This is a genomic window from Pseudomonas sp. NMI760_13 (genome assembly GCF_021283245.1).
Taxonomy (GTDB): Bacteria; Pseudomonadota; Gammaproteobacteria; order Pseudomonadales; family Pseudomonadaceae; genus Aquipseudomonas; species Aquipseudomonas peradeniyensis.
Genome location: NZ_JAJSRC010000040.1, coordinates 1 through 20,430, shown reverse-complemented (window position 1 = coordinate 20,430; position 20,430 = coordinate 1). Strand labels below are relative to the sequence as shown.

The following is a 20,430-nucleotide window of genomic DNA, read 5'->3' as shown; positions in this document are numbered from 1 at the left end:
CTGCCATGTTCCCCGACATGGCAGCGCTTTCGCGCGCCTTGCAAACCGCCTGCGCGGGCAAGGCGAGGAGTATCAATAACGACTGAATCGGTATTGGCATCGGCCACCGACTCCTCAGCAGAATCATTGGTGAGCCTGGCCCTGATGCCTGGTCACTTTCTGACTCATGTAAGCACGCAAGGAACGCCCCATGCAGCTGATCGTCTTCTGTCCCCCCAAGATCATTCTCCAGCACAGCGCGCAAAGCTGGGCCGACGCGCTAGGGCCGGGAGGCATGCTGCTGAGCTGCAACTCCCGCGCCCAGGAAATCACCGCGCACCTTGGCGAACAGGTGGCGTACCGGTTGTTCGACTATTTCAACGACAACGCGCTGGTCGAGGTGGATGTCCATGACATGGCCCGCGAGATGCGTGATCCGCTGTGCGTGGCACTGGCCGAGATCGACGTGCTGCGGGTGGCGCGCATCAATGACCGACTGGGTGTCAGCCAGGGCGCCGAGGGGCGCGCGATGTTCTATCGCGACAAGTTCTTCATGAAGCAGCGGGCCCGCGACCGTGGTTTCGCCGTCGCCGACATGGCGCCGCTGACCCACGCCACCGGGGCGATCCAGTTCAGTGAGCAACACGGCTTCCCGGTGGTGGTCAAACCGCGCGATGGTCGTGGCTCGAACGGCGTGGAAGTGCTCAGGGACCTGCCGCAGCTGCGCCAGTGGCTGGCCGCGCGCGGCGCCACCACTTTCCACAACCTGATGATCGAGCGCTATGTGCGGGGCAGCCACTACATCGTCAACGGCCTGTACATCGACGGCAAGCCGATCCTGGTGTCGCCGGTACGGGTGATGACCTCGGCGCTGGACTTCCTCGGCGGCAAGGCCCACGACCTGCACATGCTCGATGCCGGCAATCCGATGCGCGACAAGCTGGTGCGCTACGCCCGCGCGCTGGTCGAGGACGTGTTGCCTTCCGAGCCGACCCTGCTGTTCCACCTCGAACTGTTCGTCACCGACGCGGGCGAGATCGTCCTGTGCGAAATCGCTTCGCGGCTGGGCGGGGTGTTCTTCAACCAGGAGATCAGCCATGCCTGGGGCCTGGACCCGCGCATGAGCTTCCTGCGCGCGCTGCGCGATCCCGAGTATCGTCCGGCGGCCATGATCGAGCCGCGGCAGATGGTCGGGCACATCAGCATTCCACCGCGGGTCGGCCTGTTGCGCGAGGTGCCGAGCGACTGCCCGCTCGACGGCGTGCTGGAGTACCGCATCTCGGCGAGCCGGATGACCGCCTACCGGTCGATGGAGTTCACCAACTCGGAAATCCTCAACGCCATCGTCGCCGGGCGCAACGAGCGTGAACTGCAATTGCGGCTTGGTGAAGTCGAGCGCTGGTTCCACGAAAGCTGCGACTGGGCGGGCAACGAAGCGGCCGCCGTCTAGCCGCTGATCCGTCCCGTTCCTCCATCACTTTTGCTGACCGTGCCGCCAGTCGGGACGGTCATGCCTGCAGACAGGTGACGATGCCATGAAACCTTTGATCGAGAGCCTCATCCCCATTCCGGTCGCGGCCCTGGGCGCCTGGCTGGGATTTCTCACCGGGCTGCCGCTCGGTGAACTGATCGGCGCCATCTGCGCGGTCACGGCGCTGAGCAAGTGGGGCGTGCGCATGCGCATGCCGTTTCCGTTCGTGGCCACCGTGCAGTTGCTGCTCGGCATCAGCGTCGGCTCCACGGTCACCGCCTCGATGATGCACGAGCTCACCGACGTCAGCATCCTGCTCGGGCTGCTGGTGTGCATGACCACGCAGATCCTGGTGGGCTACAACTGGCTGCGACGCATGGAGAAGTGGGGCCATATCGAAAGCCTGCTCAGTGCCATCCCGGGCGCCATGGCGGCGGTGATGACGGTGTCGGGGGAAGAGGGGCCGGCCTCCGGACGCATCGCCTTCGTGCACATCGTCCGCCTGCTCGCGCTGTTGCTGGTGGTCACCCTGATCGCCGGCGGCCATGGCGACAGCGCGGCGCATGCGGCCGGAACCCTGGGCGACTACCTGCGCATCGTGCCGGTCGCGGTCGTCGCGGTCGTTGCCGGCTACTTGCTGGAACGTCTGGACGTGCCTGCGCCCTACATGCTGACCGGGCTGGTGTGCGCCGCCGCGGTGAACATCGGCATGCCCCAGTTCAACCTGCATGTGCCCGACCCGGTGGCGATGGTGGCGTTGATCCTGCTGGGCGGCTTGATCGGCATCCGCCTGCGCGACATCACCCTGGGGGACGTGCTGCGCTACGTGCGTGCTGGCCTGGTGGTGACCACGCTGACGTTCTGCACCACCTTGCTGGTGGCCGCGCTCGCCGCCCAGATCACCGGCAAGCCCTTCCTGGCGCTGTTCATGTCCTGGGTGCCGGGCGGTGTCGAGGTGATGACCGCGGCAGCCCTGTTGCTCAAGCTCGACCCTGCCTTCGTCATGCTCAACCACGTGGTGCGCATGTCGATCATCCATATCTCGCCGGCGTTCCTGCCCAAGCGGCTGCTCCAGCCCGAGCCGGCTGCCGACGCTCCACGCAACTGAACCTTCGATCACAAGGACTCGATCTCGATGACCGCTGCAATCGCCATTCATGATCCGACCCTGCGCGACGGCAACCATGCCGTTTCCCATTCGTTGAGCCTGGAGGATATCGCCGCCTATTGCCGTGCCGTCGACGGCTGCGGCCTGAGCGTGGTCGAGGTGGGCCACGGCAACGGCCTGGGGGCATCGTCCCTGCAGCTGGGCCTGGCCCGCCATGCCGACACCGAGATGCTCGAGACGGCGCGTGCCAACCTCAGTCGCACGCGCCTGGGCATCCACATGATTCCAGGCTTCGCCAGGCTCGACGATATCGATACCGCCTTGCGGATCGGTGTCGAGGTGTTGCGCATCGCCTCCCATTGCACCGAGGCGAGCGTGACCGAAAGCTATATCGAGCATGCCCGCGGCAACGGCGCCTATGTGCATGGCGTACTGATGATGTGCCACATGGCCAGCCCCGAGCGCTTGCTCGAGGAGGCGATGAAGCAACAGGGCTATGGTGCCAATGCCATCGTGCTGATGGACTCGGCGGGTCACCTCGATCCGGACAGCACCCGCGAGCGTATTGCCTTGCTCAGCAGTGAACTGTCGATTCCGCTGGGCTTCCATGGCCACAACAACCTGGGCCTGGCCATCGCCAACTCGCTGGCCGCGGTCCAGGCCGGGGCGACCATCGTCGACGGCTGCATGCGCGGCTTCGGCGCCGGCGCCGGCAACACCCAGCTGGAGACATTGTGCGCGGTGCTGGAGCGCTACCGCTTCGCCACCGGCGTGGACATCTTCGCCCTGTGCCGCGCCATCGAGCAGCTGGAGAGCATCGCCCCGGTCAGCACGCCCACGGTCGTCAAGACCGCCAACCTGATCAGTGGCCTGTACGGCGTGTGCAGCGGTTTCGAGAAACATGTCGCGCGCGCCGCCAGCGAGTTCGGCGTCGAACCACGGCGAATCTACGAAGCCCTGGCCCAGTGCAATGCGGTGGCCGGCCAGGAAGACCTGATCATCTCGGTGGCCAGCCGCCTTTCCCAACCTTCCGTTGCCTGACCCTGGAGTGCATTCATGTCCCTGAAAACCGCCATTATCGGCAGCGGCAACATTGGCTGCGACATCCTGTGCAAGGTCCTGGCCCACCCGGACCTGGACTGCACGCTGGTTGCCGGACGTTCCCCGCACTCCGCGGGCCTGGCCTTCGCCCGGGAGCGCGGGGTCGCCACCACCGCCGATGGCATCGACGGTCTGTTCGCCCGGATCGGCGAGTTCGACCTGGTGTTCGACGCCACCTCGGCCGCCGACCATGAGCGCCACGCGCCACGTCTGATCGAGGCCGGCAAGGTGATCATCAACCTCACCCCGGCGGCCCTGGGTCAACTGTGCGTGCCTTCGCTCAACGGCCTGGAGCTGACCGGGGCGAGCAACGTCAACATGATCACCTGTGGGGGGCAGGCCTCGATTCCGCTGGCCGCCGCCATCGCCCGGGCCAACCCGGGGGTGCGCTACATCGAGGTGGTGTCGTCGATCAGCGCCGAAAGCGCAGGCCCCGCCACCCGCCGCAACCTGAGCAACTACATCACCACCACCGAACAGGCGTTGCGGCGCTTCACCGGCTGCGCTCAGGTCAAGGCGATCCTCAACATCAACCCGGCCAAGCCCAATGTCTACATGCAGACGGCGGTCTCGGCACTGATCGCCCAGGCCGACCTGGCCGCCACCCGTCGCGAGGTGGAGCGGGCCGTGGCGCTGGTGCGCGAGGCCGTGCCGGGCTACGAGGTGATCGTCGACCTGCATTACAGCGAAGGTCGCCTGTTCACCATGGTGCGGGTCGAGGGGGCGGGGGACTACCTCGATCCGAGTGCCGGCAATCTCGACATCATCACCGCGACGGCCACCCACATGGCCGCGCTCATGGCGCGTGGCCGCATGGCCGTGCGCGCCGCCTGAAACGGACTTCTGGAGAATCCTGCATGCCTACGCTTTCAGCAGACCTGGAATTCGCGCGATTCTGTCCGATCCTCGGGGTGGCGCAGAAGGTCAGGGAGGCGCCGCAGCCGGTCATCGACCTGGGTGTCGGCGTGCCCGGCTTCCTGCCGGCGCCCCATATCGTCGAGGCGGCAGTGCGGGCGGCCCACGAGGACACCGGCGGCTATGGCGCCAGCCGTGGCGATCCGGCATTGCTCAAGGCCTACCTGGGTTACCTGCGGCGCCTTGGCCACGTGCATTTCGACGAACGCAACCTGGTCGCCGGCCTCGGCGCCAAGCACCTGCTGTTCAGCGTGCTGCGGGCGATCATCCGCCCGGGCGACAAGCTGCTGGTGTCGACCCCGTGCTGGCCGACCTACTTCGATATCGCCGATCTGGTCGGGGCGGGCGTCGTCGATGTGCGCTGCACCGCGCAGAGCGGCTACAAGATGTCCCCCCAGGCCCTGGAACAGGCGCTCGACGAACAGGTGCGGGTGGTGCTGCTCAATTCCCCCGGCAACCCAACGGGCGCCGTGTACTCGGTCGAGGAGCTCCAGGGGCTGGCGCAAGTGTTGCGCAAGCATGACGTCTGGATCATTTGCGATGACGTCTACCAGCGCTTCGTCTACGACATGGACCGCTGTCCCGACCTGCTGACGGTGGCGCCGGATCTCGCCGGGCGCATCATCAAGATCGACAGCGTCTCCAAACTCTATGGCATGCCGGGGTGGCGGGTCGGCTTGCTGGCGGCGGACCGGCGGATCGCCGACGCGGTCACCACGCTCAACTCCAACTCGATCTCCAACCTGCCGGCCCCCGCGGCGGCGGCGGCAACGGCGGCACTCGACGGTGACCAGGCGTTCTCCATCGCCGCCCGGCAGCGTCTGGCCGGGCAGCGCCAGGCCTTGCTCGAGGTGCTGCGCGGTACGCCGTTGCTGCGCTTTTGCGAGCCGGCCGGGGCGTTCTACCTGTTCCTCGATATCGGCCAGGCGCTGGGCCGGTCGTTCCGCGGGCAGGTGATCAGTGATGACGAGTCGTTCTGCGACGTACTGCTCAGGGACTTCGGCGTTGCCCTGATTCCCGGCAGTTTCTTCGGCGCGGCGGGGCATGCCCGGCTGTCGTATTCCGGCGAAGCCGGCAAGGTCCTGGCCGGTGCCGAGCGCATCAAGGCCTTCCTGGGCGAGCTCGCCTGAGGCTGGAACGCAATCCGTGGACAGGGAAGCATTACTGGAGAGGGACGCACGTTGATGAAAAACACCTTTGCAATCGTCGGCTGCGGCGCGACGGCCATCGCCTTCCTGCAACGCCATCTGGACCGCGTGGCCGCCGGCAGCGCGCCGGCCGGCGTCATCCACCTGTTCGAGAAGCGGGATGATTTCGGGCGCGGCGCGGCCTACGAGGCCGACCTGGAGAGCAACCTGCTCAACACCAGGACCGGCCTCATTACGCCATACCCGCATCTGCCCGGGCATTTCCTGCAGTGGTTGCAGCAGAGCCCGCAGGCCTGGCGCCGCGCGTACCCCGATTTTCGTCCAGAGGCGGACGGTTTCGCGCCTCGGGCCCTGTTCGGCATCTACCTGCAGCATCAGCTCAAGCAGATCGTGCTGCGCGGCGCGACCCTGGGTTGCCAGCTGGTGCAATTGCACGCGGAGGTCTGCGCCATCGACCTGATCGATGGCGTGGAAACCCTGCGCACACGTTGTGGCCTCAGCCTGCCGACCGGCAAGGTCGTGCTGTGCTGTGGCCCGCTGGGCAAGAAGCCGGAGCCGTCCGGCGACCCGCGGGTGCTGGATACGCCGTATCCGGTTTCCCGCCTGCTGCGCGTGGTGGCGCCCCACGAGCGGGTGGCGGTGGTCGGCGCACGGCTGAGCGCCATCGACACCGTCATAGCCCTGATCGAGCGGGGGCATCGAGGCCCCATCCGCATGCATTCGCGCAGTGGCTACTTTCCCGTGGTGCGGGGTACCCAGGAGCCGGTCACGCTGCGCTACCTGACCCGCGAAGGCCTCCATGCGCTGGTGGCGCAGAACGGCCGCCTGCAGATCAGCGACCTGGTCGGCCTGTTCCGCAAGGAGCTGGCCTTCCAGGACCCGGGCAAGGCCAGCGCGGTGATCCCCATGCCCGCGCCACCGGCCGACATCGCCGGTTTCATCGAGGCTGAACTCGAGCATGCCCGCTCACCGCGGACCTGGCAGGCGATCCTCTATGCCACCAATGGGTTCGTCGAGGACATCTGGCAGGCACTGGACGATGCCGCGCAGGCGCGTTTCCTGCGCGAGTACTTCAGCTTCTTCATGGCCTATCGGGTTTCCATCCCGGCGCAGAATGCGCGCAAGATCCTCAGCTACCTGCGCAGTGGCCAACTGGAGTTCGTCGCCGGGCCATTCACCGCGCCGCAGCAGGGCGGCGACGGGTTGGTCCTGCAGGGCAGCGGCTGGCGCCATGTCTACGACCGGCTGATCCATGCCATCGGCTCTCCGCGCGACGCCGACCTGCTCGACTCGCCGTTGCTCGCCACGCTGCTGGAAAACGGCACGGTCACCCGCCACCCGCAGGGGGGGATCTGCATCGATCCGACGAGCTATCGCGTGCAGGGGCGGGCCGGCAGCAACCGGCAGATTCATGCGGTGGGCGAGCTGACGGTTGGCCAGTTCTTCTTCACCTCCGCGTTGGACATCAATGGTCGCCACGCCGCCAGCTGCGCCGATGGGCTCGACTGGAAGCAGGGCGTGCACACGATCGGGCGTGTGGAGGAGCATGTCTGAGCTATCGTTGCCGGGGCACCTTTGACCGGCAACTTCACAGGATGAACCATGACCTATCGATTCGAACGCATTCTGTTGACCAACGACGATGGCATCGACGCGCCCGGCCTGGCCGTGCTGGAACAGGTGGCGGCCAGGCTGGCCAGGGAGGTGTGGGTGGTGGCGCCGCACCGGGACCAGAGCGGCACTTCCCATTCGCTGAGCCTGCACGCCCCGCTGCGGGTGAGCAGCCATGGCGAGCGGCGCTTCGCCGTCACCGGCACGCCGGGTGACTGCGTGGCGCTGGCGCTGGGGCATCTGCTCAAGGATGCCAGGCCCGACCTGGTGTTATCCGGTATCAACCGTGGGGCGAACCTGGGCACTGAAACCGTATTCTCCGGAACGGTCGGCGCGGCGATGACCGGGCTGCTGCTGGGGGTACGTTCGATCGCCTTGAGCCAGGCCTATGGCGACCGCGACGCAGTGCCCTGGGACATCGGCCTGAACCTGGCGCCCGAGGTGATTCTCGGTGTGCTGGACATGCCATGGCCGGCCGATGCCTGCCTCAACGTCAACTTCCCTGATTGTGCCCTGGAGGCCGTCCGGCCGTTGAAGGTGACGCGCCAGGGTGTCGGGCCGTTGAACAGTGTCTCGGTGCGTACCGAGGTCGACCCGCGACACTTCGAGTACCACTGGTTGCAGCTGAACAATCACCGCACCGAGGATGAGCCCGGCAGCGAAATGGCGGAACTGGCACGAGGTCACGTGACGGTGACGCCGTTGCAGTTCGAGCGTACCCATGGCGCTGTAGAACAAGCCATGTCTGATTGATTGGCCGGGGCTGCAGACGCGCAGTCGCCTAGGCAATCGCGGTTTCATGCAGGCAGCGCCACACCACCCCGCGATCGCCGCATTCGAGCAAAGCCAGCGACCAGCGCGCCTGCGCCATGCCCTGCGAACGGTGGGTTTCCTTGTAGCGCACCGCCACATTCAACCCGGCCTGCCACACCACTTGCACATCGCTGACGGTGATCTGCAGGCCTGGCCTGGTCCCGGCGGCCCCCTTGAACAGCTGCTCGACCTGCTGGCGAGTGACCTGCGTGCCTGTCGTGGCAACCATGCTGAAATCATCGGCGAACACCGCCATCAGCCCACCGAGCACCGACTGGGATTCGGCCACCGGGCGAGTGAAGACCATCTGGATCAGTTCGTGGACGTGATGAATGCTGCGTTCGGCGCGGGCAATCGCGTGTTCAGGCATGGGCGTGGTTCTCCTTGGGTAGTGTGTTCAGTGTGAGCAGTGGCAGCAGTCCCAGCAGCGCGGCCAGGGCGAAAGTCAGGTGATAGGCTGCGGGCGGATTCAGGCCTGCCAGCAACAGGTTGAAGATCATCAGCAGCAAGGCGGCGCCGACACTGAAAGCCATCTGCCGATTGAGGTTCCACAGCACGCTGGCCTGCTGCATCCGCTCGCCGCTGAAGTCGAGCAGCGCGGTGGTCTGGGCGGTGTTGGCACCGATGCCGCCGCCGATGCCCATGAGGCCGTAGGCCGCAACCAGTGCTGCGCTATCGGTCGGCGTGTCGACCATTACCAGCAGGCCGATGCCCAGGCTGTGCAGGAGCATGCCGAGCAGCAGCAGGCGGGCGGCACCGACGCGGTTGTACAGGCGGCCGGCCAGCAGCATGGCGGCGAAGGCTCCGGCGGCGTAGACCAGCATGAACAGGCCGGTGGCCTGGGCGTTCAGGCCCAGCACATCCTGCAGGTAGAAGATGTTCAGCAGGTTGACCCCGGTGAACACCCCGGGGATTGCATGGTAGACCTGCATCGAGACCCGCAGGCGAGGGCTGCCGAGCACTTTCAACTCGACAATCCCTCCGGCCGAGCGTTGGTAGTGGGCGCGGTACAGCAGGGCGCAGGACAAGCCGGCCAGCAGGCAGGCGATGGCCAGTGCGACGCCATGGCCGGCACCGTACAGCGACAGGCCCAGCAGCAGGCAGGCGAGGGCGGCGCTGACCAGCAGCAATCCCTTGAAGTCCGGGCGCGGCGCTGCCGGGGCCGGTGTCTGGTCAATCCAGGCCCAGGCCAGCGCCGCCGTGAGCAGGGCCAGCGGAATGTTGCAGTGGAAGACCCACGGCCAGCGACCATGGTCGACGATCATCCCGCCCAACGTGGGCGACAGCGCCGGCGCCAGCAGCGCCACGGCCATCACCAGGGTGGACACGCGGGCGCGCTCCGGGCCCTGGAACCGCTCGAAGGTCAGCGCCTGGCCCACAGGGATCAGCAAACCACCGGCCATGCCCTGGAGCAGGCGCCAGGTGATCAGCGCGGCGAAACTTGTGGCTTCGCCGCAGCCCCACACGGCCACGCTGAACCCCAGCATGGCGGCACACAGCAGCCGCCGCGCACCCCAGCGGCTTGCCAGCCAGGTGCTCACCGGCACGGCCAGGGTCAGCCCGAGCATGTAGGCATTGCCGACCCAGGCGCTGCTGGCATTGCCAATGGCGAACTCGGCCGCGATCCGCGGCAACGCCACGGTCGGCATGAACAGGTTGATGCAGTCGATGAAGAAGCCCATCAGGAAGATCGTTGCCACGCGATACCGGTACGTCATTGCCACTCCTTTTCGGCGCGCAGCGTAGGTGCCGTGGACTGTCCCTGTCGATGTCGCTACCCTTGAAACTCTGTTTGATGGAAGTGAACAATGCCGCGCACGGCCCTCCACACCCAGCTCAACCGGGTGCAGACGTTTCTGGCGGTGGTCGATTTCGGCTCCTTCACCAAGGCGGCGGATTTTCTCGGCATCAGCAAAGCCATGGCCAGCCAGCACGTCAAGGCACTGGAGCAGGCCCTGGGGGTGACGCTGCTGGCGCGCAGCACCCGGGCCATCGCCCCGACCGAAACCGGCCAGGGTTTCTACGACGATTTCAAGGTGATCGTCAGCGATGTCGAGGGCGCCTTCGACAGTGTGCTGCGTCGACACAACGGCGTATCGGGCAGGCTGCGCATCAGCACCACCGGGGAGTACGGCGAGCGCTTCATCCTGCCGCTGATCCCGTTGTTTGCCGAGCGTTACCCGGCACTGTCGATCAGTTACGAGACCGATTCGTCGCTGAGCGACCTGATTGCCGAAAGGCTCGACCTGGTGGTGCGCCTCGGTGTCCTGACAGACTCGAACCTGCGCAGTCGCAAGCTGGCCGACTACGACATTCTGCTGGTGGCCTCACCGGCGTTTCTTGCCCGCCATGTAATCGCCCAACCCGCGGACCTTGCGGATGTGCCCTGGATCGCCAACAGCAACCTGCGCAGCCCGACCAGCTGGACCTTGCACGGCGCGCGGACGGGCAGCGCGAGCGTGGTGGGCAGGGCGGCCTACCAGTCCAATGCGTCCCACGCCATCCGCGCGATGGCCTGCGCCGCGCTGGGAGTGGCGGTGCTGCCTGCCTGGCTGGTCGAGGAGGATCTGGTCGCCGGCAAGTTGCGGCGGGTGTTGCCGGACTACAGTCTGCCGGCGCAGCCGATCAGCGTGGTCTACCCCAACGGCAACCATGTGCCGCACAAGACCCGGGTGTTCATCGACTTCCTGTGTGAGCACCTGGGGCGCTAAGGCTCCAGGCCGATACCGCGCAGGATGACGCCGGTGACGGTCTGCACCGCTTGCTCGAACGCCAGGTCGGACAGCGGCTCGCCGCCATTGAGCAGGTTGACCTGGTAACCGAAGTCGGCGTAGTGCTGGGTCGCGGCCCAGATCATGTACAGCAGCGCCGACGGCTCCACTGGCAGGATGCGCCGGTCCGCGACCCAACTGCGGATCTTCGCCTCCTTGAGCTGCGCCCAGGGCACCAGGATGTCGTCCAGGCTGGCGCCGAGCAGCGGGGCGCCATGGAGCATCTCCTCGGCCCAGATCTTCGAGCCCAACGGCCTTGAGCGCGAGTGTCCCATCTTGGCGCGGATGTAGCTGGTCAACACCACCCGCGGGTCGTCGAAGTGCTCGAAGCACAGGGCGTCCTGCTTCCATACATCCAGCAGGTCCTGCAGCACGGCGCGGTACAGCTCGTCCTTGGTGCTGAAGTAGTAGTGCAGATTGGAGCGCGGCAGTTGCGCCAGCTCGGCGATATCGCCCATGGAAGTGGCGCCGTAGCCCTTGTCGGCGAACACCTGCTCGGCGGCTTGCAGGATCTTCTCGACATTGCGCCGGCGGATCTCGATCTTGTGGTTGGCCATGGGCTGTCCGTGGTGACCTGAACAGGGCAAGGCTAACAGCTTTGCCGTGCCCGAGGTAAACGGCCGTGCGCGATCCCTGTAGGAGCGGCCTCGTGCCGCGAAAGGGCCGCAGAGCGGCCCCGGCAATTTCGGCTGCGAAGCTGAAATCCTGGGGCCGCTACGCAGCCCTTTCGCGGCACGAGGCCGCTCCTACAGGTGAGCGCGTCAGCCCTGGGTGTTCGGCAGCAGGGTCAATGCCTGGCGGCTTGCGTTGCGCAGGTCGTGCGCGGGTACGCCGTCGCGGGCCTGCACGGAAATGCCGTGGAGGAAGGTGGCATAGAGGTGGCCGAGTGCCTCGACCTGCGTGTCGGCCGGCAGTTGCCCTTGTTCACGGGCCAGACGCAGGCGCTCGACGATCGACTCGGTGCGTTGCCGGCGGTGCCCGGACAACCACTGCTGGACGGCCAGGTTGTCCGGCGCCACGCCGCTGGCGGCGCTGACCACCAGGCAGCCCCTGGGCTCGTCGGCGCGGGTGTAGGTGCTGATGGCGTCCTCGAACATCCGCGCCAGGGCCTGGTGGATGTCCGGCAGGGCCAGGGCGCGGTCGGCGAAGCCGCCCTCGGCTGACTCGTACAAAGCCACGGCCTCCTCGAACAGTTGCTGCTTGCTGCCGAAGGCCGCGTAGATCCGTGCGGAGGCAATGCCCAGCGCGGATACCAGGGCCGACATCGAGGTGCCCTCGTAGCCATGCTCCCAGAACAACCGCATCGCCTTGCGCAGCGCCTGTTGCTTGTCGAATTCCCGAGGTCGCCCTGCCATCGCTCGTCTGCCTGATTACGCAAAACGCGCATTCTAGCCAATTTGCGATTGACGGGAAGCGTCGTTCGATTCTATTGTTTGTCGATCGACAAACAATGAGATCGCATCATGAGAACACTCAAGGGACCCAGCCTGCACCTCGCGCAGTTCAGCAGCGACAAACCGCCGTTCGACAGCCTGGACAGTATTGCCGATTGGGCGGCGGGGCTTGGCTTCAAGGGGCTGCAGGTACCGGCCTGGGATGCCGGGCTGTTCGACCTGGAACTGGCCGCGCAGAGCACGGGCTACTGCGATGAGATCAAGGGGCGACTGGCCGAGCGCGGCTTGCAGGTCAGCGAGCTGACCACCCACATGATCGGCCAGCTGGTCGCCGTGCATCCGGCCTACGATCCGATGTGCGATGCCTTTGCCCCGGCCGCGCTGGCCGGACACCCGGCGCAGCGCACCGCCTGGGCGATCGAACAGATGAAGCTGGCGGCGCGGGCCAGCCGCAACCTGGGGCTGGACGATATGGGCACGTTCTCCGGCGCGCTGGCCTGGCCCTACCTGTTCCCGTTCCCGCAGCGTCCCCAGGGCCTGGTCGAGGCCGCCTTCGAGGAACTGGCGCGGCGCTGGCGGCCGATCCTCGACTGCTGTGACGAGCAGGGCGTCAACCTGTGCTTCGAGATCCACCCGGCCGAGGACCTGCACGACGGCACCAGCTTCGAGCGCTTCCATGCCCTGGTGGGGGAGCACACGCGTTGCCGCATCCTCTTCGACCCCAGCCATTTCGTCCTGCAGCAGCTCGACTACCTGGCCTACCTGGACCTTTACCACCCGTTGATCCGCATGTTTCACGTCAAGGATGCCGAGTTCAATCCGAGCGGCCGGCAGGGTGTGTACGGTGGCTACAGCGACTGGACCGAACGTGCCGGGCGCTTCCGCTCGCTGGGCGATGGCCAGGTGGATTTCAAGGCGATTTTCTCCAAGCTGGCGCAATACGACTTCGCCGGCTGGGCAACCCTGGAGTGGGAATGCTGCCTGAAGAACCAGGAGGACGGCGCCCGTGAAGGCGTCGAGTTCATCAACCGCCATATCATCCAGGTCACCGACCAGGTGTTCGATGACTTCGCCGGCGCGCCGATCGACGCCCGGCAGATCCAGCGCATGCTCGGCATCGACAAGGAGGTACGGGTATGAGCCTGTCCGTCGAGTCCTTGGGCGATGCCTTCGAGCATGTCTATGTGCAGGTACAGGGCCAGCGTCTGCACTGCGTCGTGGCCGGTGCGGGCGAGCCGGTGCTATTGATACCGGGCTGGCCGCAGACCTGGTACGCCTGGCGCCATGTGCTGCCGATCCTGGCCGCGCGCGGCTTTCGCGCCATCGCCATCGATCCGCCGGGCCTGGGGGATTCGGACCGTCCCGAGCAGGGCTACGACACCGGCAACGTCGCCCGCGTGCTGCACGCCGTCATGACCCGACTGGGGCATGAGCGCTACCACCTGGTCGGCCACGACGTGGGGATGTGGGTCGCCTATGCCATGGCCAGCGACCTGCCGCAGGCGGTCCGTTCATTGACGGTGGCCGAGGCGGTGATTCCCGGGCTGGCCGAGGCGCCGCCGATCTTCGTGGCGCCGCAGGAGAACATCTTCCTCTGGCATTTCCTGTTCAACCAGGTGCGCGACCTGCCGGAGTTCCTGATCGCCGGGCGCGAGGAGGGCTACCTCAATTTCATGTTCGATCGCTGGGCGGTGCGCCGCCACGCGGTGGCGGCGGATGTCTATATCCGCGCCTACGCCTCGCCGGGCGGAATGCGGGCGGGCTTCGCCTATTACCGGGCGATCCCCGAGACCATCCGGCAGAACCGCGAGCGGGCCAAGCGTCCGCTGCCGATGCCGGTGCTGGCGATCGGTGCCGAGCACGCCACGGCCGATGCGCCACTGCTGACGATGCAGGGGCACGCCGACTCGGTGCGCGGCGTGATCCTGCCGGGTTGCGGGCATTTCGTGATGGAGGAAGCGCCGGTGTCGTTCAACGAGCACCTGCTGGCGTTCCTGGCGGAGGTCGAGCTCAGCCGCTGATCGCGGTCCTGGCCGTGGCGGCGTCGGTCACCACCTGTGGGTGGCCGGCGCGCGACACAGCCAGTTTGCGCTGCTCGTATTCCTCCAGGCTCAGGCCCTGACGCTGCAATGCTTCGAGTTGCAGCTGGCGGGTTTCCTCGGCGGTATAGGGGCGCAGCTCGGGATGACTGGCACAGCCGCTCAGCACGGCGATGGCCAGTGCAGCGAGGAGGAGGCGGGCGGTGGTGTTCATCGGGGCGGTTCCGTGAGCCTGGGATTCGAGGGTGTCGAATCGATGAGCTCAGGTTATGGGCCACGTTGACGCTTTGGAAATTGCTGCGCTCGATAGTGATTATCGAAGCATACGCATATCCTGCAGGTATGGGCCTGCGCTGTTTGGTTCTTCCTCATCGCCAGCCCTTTCAAGGTGTGAGAATTGGCGTCCGGCTTGGCCTTGCCGGGGCTGCTTTGCAGCCCTTTCGCGGCACAAGGCCGCTCCTACAGACGACCGCGTGCCCCTGTAGGAGCGGCCTTGCCGAGGCGTCGGACCGGCCGGAAAGGGTCGCAAAGCGACCCCGGCAATCTTGAATTCGAGCGGTCATATCCCCCGAAACGCGAAAACTTTGAAAGGGGTGGTCCTCAACGCGGCATGTAGCCCAGTTGCCAGGCCCGCGGAATGAACACCGTCACCAGCGCCAGCAGACAGGCCAGGCCGCAACTGGCCGCCAGCGCCTGCAAGCCGAGCCGCTGCTGCAGCCAGGCGCCGAGCGCGGCGCCCAGCAGCATGCCGCTCCAGGGCACCAGTTGCACCCGCCAGCCATCGCGCCGCTCACCCAGCAGCCAACGTCCCAGGCCACGGCCGAAGCGCGACAGCGCGCCGGTGACGTAAGTCAGGCCGATCGGCAGGCCGTTCACCTGCTCGACCACGGCATTGAGCATGCCCATGGCCAGGGTGGCCGCGATCAGTGCGGGGAAGGTGATCGACGCCGGCCAGACTGCGGCGAATGCCAGCAGGGTGGCGACGATCAGCAGCAAGGGTGCGGCGCGCCGGTTCAGGCGCCGGGCCAGCAGGACACCCAGGGTGTTGCCCAGCACGAAACCGAGGATCGCCAGGGCCAGGCGCAGGATCAGCGCCAGGTCAGCCTGGCTGATGGCAACCGCCAGGCGCGTGGTGTTGCCGCTCATGAACGAGACGAAGTCCCCCAGCGCCAGCAGGCCGATGGCATCGGTCATGCCGGCCAGCACCGACAGCCCGGCCACCAGCCCCAGGCCGACCCGCCCGCGCAGGGCCTGCAAGCGAACGCGGCGGGCACTGTGCTGGGAGGAAGCGGTGGGCAGCATGGGACGGGTCTCCGGGGCAGGGGGCTCTGATCTTATACCCGGGCCATGGCCTTGCGCATGGGGACGCAGGACAGTTCGAGGCCAAAGGGCGATTGGTAGGTCGATAGCGCGTCGCCGACGTAGCCGCAGCGGCGATAGAACGCGGCGGCGTTGAGGGTGGCATCCAGATGGACCGTTTCCAGGCCTTCGGCCCGGGCGATGCCTTCGAGGTGTTCGACCATCCTGCGGGCGATGCCCCGGCCCTGCTCGGCTACGGCATCATGGCTTCGCCCGCCTGCTCGACTGACCGGGTTCAGAACGAACCCGTCTGCACCTCGCCGCTACGCACGTAATGCGCCAGCAGTACCCCATTGGGCGTGCTGCTCGATTCCACCAGCTTGAAGGCTGCGGCCTGTGCATCGTCACCGAACAGGCGCTTGCCGCGTCCCAGCAGCAAGGGATGGATCAACAGGCGCAGCTCGTCCACCAGCCCGGCCGCCAGCAGCTGGCGTACCAGTTCACCGCTGCCCTGGGTCAGCAGCGCCGGGCCGGTCTGTTGCTTGAGCGTGCGTACTGCCCCCGTCACATCGGCGCCCAAGGGGTGGCTGTTTTGCCAGTCGATGGATTCGGGGCGGTGGGTGGCGACATGCTTGGCCACGCCATTGAACAGGTCGGCCAATGGACGATCCGGCGCATCGGGCACGACTTCTGGCCAGAACCCGGCGAAGATGTCATAGGTGCGCCGCCCCAGCAGCAGTTCGAACGGTTGGCTGAACAAGGTCTGCATGGCCTGGCCGAAGGCCTCGTCCGCCAATGGCGGGATCCAGCCGCCATGGGTGAAGCCGCCGCTGGTGTCCTCCTGCGGACCGCCAGGGGCCTGCATGACGCCATCGAGGGTGATGAAGGCGGCGACGATGAGCTTGCGCATGGGATGAGTCTCCTCGGGTGGGTGTGCTGGATAGTCGAACGGGGTTGGCGAGAATCGACAGCAGTGCTGAACGATAGTCAGGGTTCGACGGGTAGGTGCACGGGAGGAGAGAAAGCAGGGGCGGGATATGCGTTCGTCTGTAGGAGATCGCCCAGCCCTTTGGGGCTGCGCTGTCGCGCAGGGAACTGAGTTCGCGGGTAGCCCGCGCGCCCTGTGGGAGCGGGTTCACCCGCGAACACCGGCGCAGCCGGTGCCAGGCACGGTGTTGGATTCTTCGCGGCTAAAGCCGCTCCCACAGGGTCCTGCTAAATCAATGAGTTATGTTCAGTTCCATAGGAGCGGCTACTACAGCCAGTAGGTCACCGCCCACCAGCCCAGGCCACCCATGACCACGGTGTAGGGCAAGGCCATCCACACCATGCGTCCATAGGACAGTCGCACCAGCGGCGCGATCGCCGAGGTCAGCAGGAACAGGAACGCCGCCTGGCCATTGGGCGTGGCCACGCTGGGCAGGTTGGTGCCGGTGTTGATCGCCACCGCCAGGGTCTCGAAGTGCTCGCGGCTCATCGCGCCATTGACGAACGCCTGCTTGACCTCGGTGATGTAGATGGTGGCGACGAACACGTTGTCGCTGATCGCCGACAGCAGGCCGTTGGCCAGGTACAGCATGCCTGGCTGCTGCTCGCTGGGCAGGGCCAGCACCCAGGCGATCAGCGGGCTGAACAGCTGCTGCTGGTGGATCACCGCGACCACGGCGAAGAACACCACCAGCAGCGCGGTAAACGGCATGGCGTCCTGGAACGCGCGGCCCAGGCGGTGTTCGTCGGTGATGCCGGTGAAGGCGGTGATCAGCACGATGACCATCAGGCCGATCAGGCCGACCTCGGCAATGTGCAGGCCCAGGCAGACGATCAGGATCAATGCGGCCAGGCCTTGCACCACCAGGGCGACGCGCTGGGCCGGGGTACGCGCGGCGTCGTCCTCGGCGGCGTAGGCGGCCAGCACCTGGCGCACGCGTTCGGGCATCAGCGTGCCGTAGCCGAACAAGCGCAGCTTCTCCAGCAGCACGCAAGTCACCAGACCCGCCGCCAGCACCGGCATCGACACTGGCGCGACCTTGAGGAAGAAGTCGGCGAAGTGCCAACCCATTTCATGGCCGATCAGCAGGTTTTGCGGCTCGCCCACCAGGGTGCACACGCCGCCCAGCGCCGTGCCCACCGCACCGTGCATCAGCAGGCTGCGCAGGAAGGCGCGGAATTGGTCGAGGTCGTCACGGTGCAGTTGTTCGACCTGGTGATCGCTGTCCAGCGCCGACTCCTCCCGTGGGTTGGTGCCCGAGGCGACCCGGTGGTAGACGGCATAGAAGCCCACCGCAGCGCTGATGATCACCGCGGTCACGGTCAGGGCGTCGAGGAACGCCGAGAGAAACGCCGAGAGCACGCAGAACAGCAGGCTAAGTATCGCCTTGGAGCGCACCCCCAGCAGGATCCGCGAGAATAGATACAGCAGCAGCTCCTTCATGAAGTGAATGCCGGCGACCATGAACATCAGCAGCAGGATCACCGGGAAGTTGTGCTGCAGCTCTTCGTACAGGGCCTCGGGCGTGGTCATGCGCAGCAGCAGCGCCTCGACCAGCAGCAGGCCGCCGGGCATCAGCGGGTAGCACTTGAGCGCCATCCCCAAGGTGAAGATGAACTGGATCACCAGCACCCAGCCGGTGACCACCGGGCCAAGGGTCGCCAGCAGCAACGGGTTGAGGACCAGGAACAGGCAGATGACGGCCTTGTACCAACGCGGCGACTGGCCCAGGAAGCCGTGGGCGAGGGCGCCGGTCAGGGAACGGGACATGAATTTGTATCCTTTTGATTCAGCAGTGGCGCAAGGTGCCGCATCGCGCCTCGGGGTGCAAGTCATCCAGTCCGGCTTTTGGCACATGTGCAGCCTTGCGGGTGCGCTAAGATCCGGCGTTGTGAATCCTTTTCCCACAGGAGTGCCGCTCGTGACCGAATACACCGCGTTCAAGGTCGAACTGACCGACAACATCGCCCACGTGCAGATCAATCGCCCGGACAAGATCAACGCGATGAACGCCGCCTTCTGGGAAGAGCTGGTCGAGATCTTCCAGTGGATCGACGACACCGACGCGGTGCGCGTGGTGGTCATCAGTGGCGCCGGCAAGCACTTCTCCTCCGGCATCGACCTGACGATGCTGGCCACCCTGGCGCAGCAACTGGGCAAGGACGTCGGCCGCAACGCCCGGGTGATGCGCCGCACCATCCTGCGCCTGCAAGGCTCGTTCAACGCCGTGGACAACTGCCGCAAGCCGGTGCTGGCGGCGATCCAGGGCTACTGCATCGGCGGCGCCATCGATATGGTCTCGGCCTGCGACATGCGCTACTGCGCCGCTGACGCGCAGTTCTCGATCAAGGAGATCGACATGGGCATGGCCGCCGATGTCGGCACCCTGCAACGTTTGCCGCGTATCATCGGCGACGGCATCATGCGCGAGCTGGCCTACACCGGCCGCCGGGTCGATGCCCAGGAGGCGCTGCGCATCGGCCTGGTCAACCGCGTCTATGATGACCAGGCGGCGCTGCTCGACGGGGTCTTTGCCATCGCCCGCGAGATTGCCGCAAAATCGCCGATCGCCGTGGCCGGCACCAAGGAGATGATCAGCTACATGCGCGACCATCGCATCGACGATGGCCTGGAGTACATCGCCACCTGGAACGCGGCCATGCTGCAGTCCGAAGACCTGCGCGTGGCCATGGCCGCGCACATGAGCAAACAGCAACCGACGTTCGCCGACTGACTGGACAGTGGCGGGCGCCATCAAGGGACCCGAACCATGTCAGCACGCTGGACAACCGCAGTACTCGACCCGCAGATCACCGGGGGGCTGGCCGTCGCCCGCAGCCCGGAGGGGTTCCTGGTGGACGCCAACGGCGCGCTGTTTCCCCGCGACTGGCTCAAGCGCCAGGACCTTGATGTGCTGTGCGAGCATGGTATCGGCCATTTTGATGGCCAGCCGGTGTTCCTGCTGGAGCTGCGTGGTGCCGGTGAAGTGCCGGGGTGTCACTGGCAGGGGCTGCGCCGGTTCATGCTTGAGGGCGACTTCGACACCTACAAGGTACTCGGGTACGCCGCGCAAATCGGTACCTGGGCTCGCGAGCACCGTTTCTGTGGCAGTTGCGGGCAGGCCATGACGCAGATTCGCTGGGAGCGGGCGATGTATTGCCAGCCGTGCGACTTGCGCAGCTATCCGCGGATTTCTCCGAGCATGATTGTGTTGATTACTCGTGGCGACGAGGTGCTTTTGGCCCGTTCGCCGCGCTTTGTCACCGGGGTCTATAGCACCCTGGCGGGATTCGCGGAGCCTGGGGAGTCGGCCGAGGACTGCCTGGTGCGCGAGGTGCGTGAAGAGGTGGCGGTGGAGGTCAGGAACATCCAGTACGTTGGCAGCCAGTGCTGGCCGTTTCCGCATTCGATGATGCTGGGGTTTCATGCCGAGTACGCTGGGGGGGAGATTGTCATGCAGGCGGATGAGATCGAGGATGCGCGGTGGTTCAATGTGCATGAGTTGCCGCCTTTGCCGGCGGGGCGGTCGATTGCTCGGTATCTGATTGATTTGTATGTTGCTCGGCGGTTGGGGTTGTCTGAGCCGGTTTTGCCTGTCTGAGTTGGTTTTAGTTGGGTTGGTTGGTTGGTTGGTTTTGGAAGTTGTATGCGCATTCATTTGTGATGTCGACGCTTATTCACCTTTCCGCCCTTACGGCGGGTTACTTTGGTCTTGGTGTAGAGACCGGACACATCGCTGACACATGTGCGCAGACATGGTTGACACATTATGGTCCGTAATCAGGTTTATTCA

21 protein-coding genes are annotated in these 20,430 nt (G+C 66.0%); 12 read left to right on the top strand and 9 right to left on the bottom strand.

From position 1 onward, the window contains the following. Window positions 1-190: 190 nt before the first annotated feature. The 7 genes from LU671_RS26955 to surE all read left to right on the top strand — a co-directional run bounded on the left by LU671_RS26955 (window position 191) and on the right by surE (window position 8,086). Window positions 191-1,429: an ATP-grasp domain-containing protein gene (locus tag LU671_RS26955; RefSeq protein WP_232857478.1), complete on the top strand. Its 1,239-nt coding sequence runs from the start codon at window positions 191-193 to the stop codon at window positions 1,427-1,429. Between the two features lie 85 nt (window positions 1,430-1,514). Beyond that, entirely contained in the window at window positions 1,515-2,558 is a 1,044-nt protein-coding gene (locus LU671_RS26950) for an AbrB family transcriptional regulator (RefSeq protein WP_203652167.1), read from the top strand. A 27-nt stretch (window positions 2,559-2,585) separates the two neighbouring features. Beyond that, window positions 2,586-3,599: a 4-hydroxy-2-oxovalerate aldolase gene (gene dmpG, locus LU671_RS26945; RefSeq protein ID WP_232857477.1), complete on the top strand. Its 1,014-nt coding sequence runs from the start codon at window positions 2,586-2,588 to the stop codon at window positions 3,597-3,599. A gap of 15 nt (window positions 3,600-3,614) precedes the next feature. Beyond that, window positions 3,615-4,493, top strand: coding sequence for an acetaldehyde dehydrogenase (acetylating) (locus tag LU671_RS26940; protein WP_232857475.1), 879 nt, complete (start codon window positions 3,615-3,617; stop codon window positions 4,491-4,493). 23 nt (window positions 4,494-4,516) lie between these two features. Beyond that, entirely contained in the window at window positions 4,517-5,704 is a 1,188-nt protein-coding gene (locus LU671_RS26935) for a pyridoxal phosphate-dependent aminotransferase (RefSeq protein WP_232857472.1), read from the top strand. Window positions 5,705-5,758: 54 nt separating this feature from the next. Next, complete coding sequence (locus LU671_RS26930) at window positions 5,759-7,276, top strand: FAD/NAD(P)-binding protein (RefSeq protein WP_232857470.1); 1,518 nt, start codon at window positions 5,759-5,761, stop codon at window positions 7,274-7,276. Between the two features lie 48 nt (window positions 7,277-7,324). Next, window positions 7,325-8,086: a 5'/3'-nucleotidase SurE gene (gene surE / locus LU671_RS26925; protein ID WP_203652177.1), complete on the top strand. Its 762-nt coding sequence runs from the start codon at window positions 7,325-7,327 to the stop codon at window positions 8,084-8,086. A 28-nt stretch (window positions 8,087-8,114) separates the two neighbouring features. Here the strand turns inward: surE and LU671_RS26920 are convergent, their stop codons facing one another. Next, on the bottom strand, window positions 8,115-8,516 hold the full coding sequence (locus LU671_RS26920; protein WP_232857468.1) for a DUF4440 domain-containing protein: 402 nt from the start codon (window positions 8,514-8,516) through the stop codon (window positions 8,115-8,117). Next, on the bottom strand, window positions 8,509-9,864 hold the full coding sequence (locus LU671_RS26915; protein WP_232857464.1) for an MFS transporter: 1,356 nt from the start codon (window positions 9,862-9,864) through the stop codon (window positions 8,509-8,511). The genes LU671_RS26920 and LU671_RS26915 overlap by 8 nt, the downstream gene beginning before the upstream one ends. 90 nt (window positions 9,865-9,954) lie before the next feature. On the opposite strand from LU671_RS26915, the gene LU671_RS26910 reads away from it, so the two are divergent. Continuing rightward, window positions 9,955-10,857 (top strand): LysR family transcriptional regulator, encoded by a 903-nt coding sequence (locus LU671_RS26910; RefSeq protein WP_232857462.1) that lies wholly within the window; start codon window positions 9,955-9,957, stop codon window positions 10,855-10,857. Here LU671_RS26910 and LU671_RS26905 read toward each other — a convergent pair. Continuing rightward, a complete protein-coding gene (locus tag LU671_RS26905) occupies window positions 10,854-11,474 on the bottom strand; it encodes a TetR/AcrR family transcriptional regulator (protein ID WP_203652183.1) in 621 nt (206 codons plus the stop codon). The genes LU671_RS26910 and LU671_RS26905 overlap by 4 nt on opposite strands. Before the next feature lie 204 nt (window positions 11,475-11,678). After that, window positions 11,679-12,272 (bottom strand): TetR/AcrR family transcriptional regulator, encoded by a 594-nt coding sequence (locus tag LU671_RS26900; RefSeq protein WP_232857460.1) that lies wholly within the window; start codon window positions 12,270-12,272, stop codon window positions 11,679-11,681. Between the two features lie 108 nt (window positions 12,273-12,380). Between LU671_RS26900 and LU671_RS26895 the strand changes: the two genes are divergently transcribed. After that, complete coding sequence (locus LU671_RS26895; RefSeq protein WP_232857459.1) at window positions 12,381-13,451, top strand: sugar phosphate isomerase/epimerase family protein; 1,071 nt, start codon at window positions 12,381-12,383, stop codon at window positions 13,449-13,451. Then, window positions 13,448-14,332, top strand: a complete 885-nt coding sequence (locus LU671_RS26890) for an alpha/beta fold hydrolase (protein ID WP_232857458.1) — start codon at window positions 13,448-13,450, stop codon at window positions 14,330-14,332. The genes LU671_RS26895 and LU671_RS26890 overlap by 4 nt, the downstream gene beginning before the upstream one ends. Here LU671_RS26890 and LU671_RS26885 read toward each other — a convergent pair. The 5 genes from LU671_RS26885 to nhaB all read right to left on the bottom strand — a co-directional run bounded on the left by LU671_RS26885 (window position 14,322) and on the right by nhaB (window position 18,407). Next, window positions 14,322-14,564 (bottom strand): hypothetical protein, encoded by a 243-nt coding sequence (locus tag LU671_RS26885; RefSeq protein WP_203652189.1) that lies wholly within the window; start codon window positions 14,562-14,564, stop codon window positions 14,322-14,324. The genes LU671_RS26890 and LU671_RS26885 overlap by 11 nt on opposite strands. Window positions 14,565-14,950: 386 nt before the next feature. Beyond that, the gene (locus LU671_RS26880) at window positions 14,951-15,652 is read right to left on the bottom strand and encodes a YoaK family protein (protein WP_232857456.1); all 702 of its coding nucleotides are present in this window, start codon (window positions 15,650-15,652) and stop codon (window positions 14,951-14,953) included. A 32-nt stretch (window positions 15,653-15,684) separates the two neighbouring features. Then, window positions 15,685-15,948, bottom strand: coding sequence for a GNAT family N-acetyltransferase (locus LU671_RS26875; RefSeq protein ID WP_269806839.1), 264 nt, complete (start codon window positions 15,946-15,948; stop codon window positions 15,685-15,687). Next, window positions 15,945-16,559: a dihydrofolate reductase family protein gene (locus LU671_RS26870; RefSeq protein ID WP_232857451.1), complete on the bottom strand. Its 615-nt coding sequence runs from the start codon at window positions 16,557-16,559 to the stop codon at window positions 15,945-15,947. The genes LU671_RS26875 and LU671_RS26870 overlap by 4 nt, the downstream gene beginning before the upstream one ends. Window positions 16,560-16,904: 345 nt before the next feature. Continuing rightward, on the bottom strand, window positions 16,905-18,407 hold the full coding sequence (gene nhaB, locus LU671_RS26865; RefSeq protein ID WP_198743543.1) for a sodium/proton antiporter NhaB: 1,503 nt from the start codon (window positions 18,405-18,407) through the stop codon (window positions 16,905-16,907). Between the two features lie 151 nt (window positions 18,408-18,558). On the opposite strand from nhaB, the gene LU671_RS26860 reads away from it, so the two are divergent. Together LU671_RS26860 and nudC are read left to right on the top strand one after the other, a co-directional pair. Next, entirely contained in the window at window positions 18,559-19,371 is an 813-nt protein-coding gene (locus LU671_RS26860; RefSeq protein WP_028692407.1) for a crotonase/enoyl-CoA hydratase family protein, read from the top strand. A 36-nt stretch (window positions 19,372-19,407) separates the two neighbouring features. Continuing rightward, window positions 19,408-20,238 carry an NAD(+) diphosphatase gene (nudC, locus tag LU671_RS26855; RefSeq protein WP_232857450.1) on the top strand — a complete coding sequence of 277 codons (831 nt, stop codon included), beginning with the start codon at window positions 19,408-19,410 and terminating at the stop codon, window positions 20,236-20,238. Window positions 20,239-20,430 lie beyond the last annotated feature (192 nt).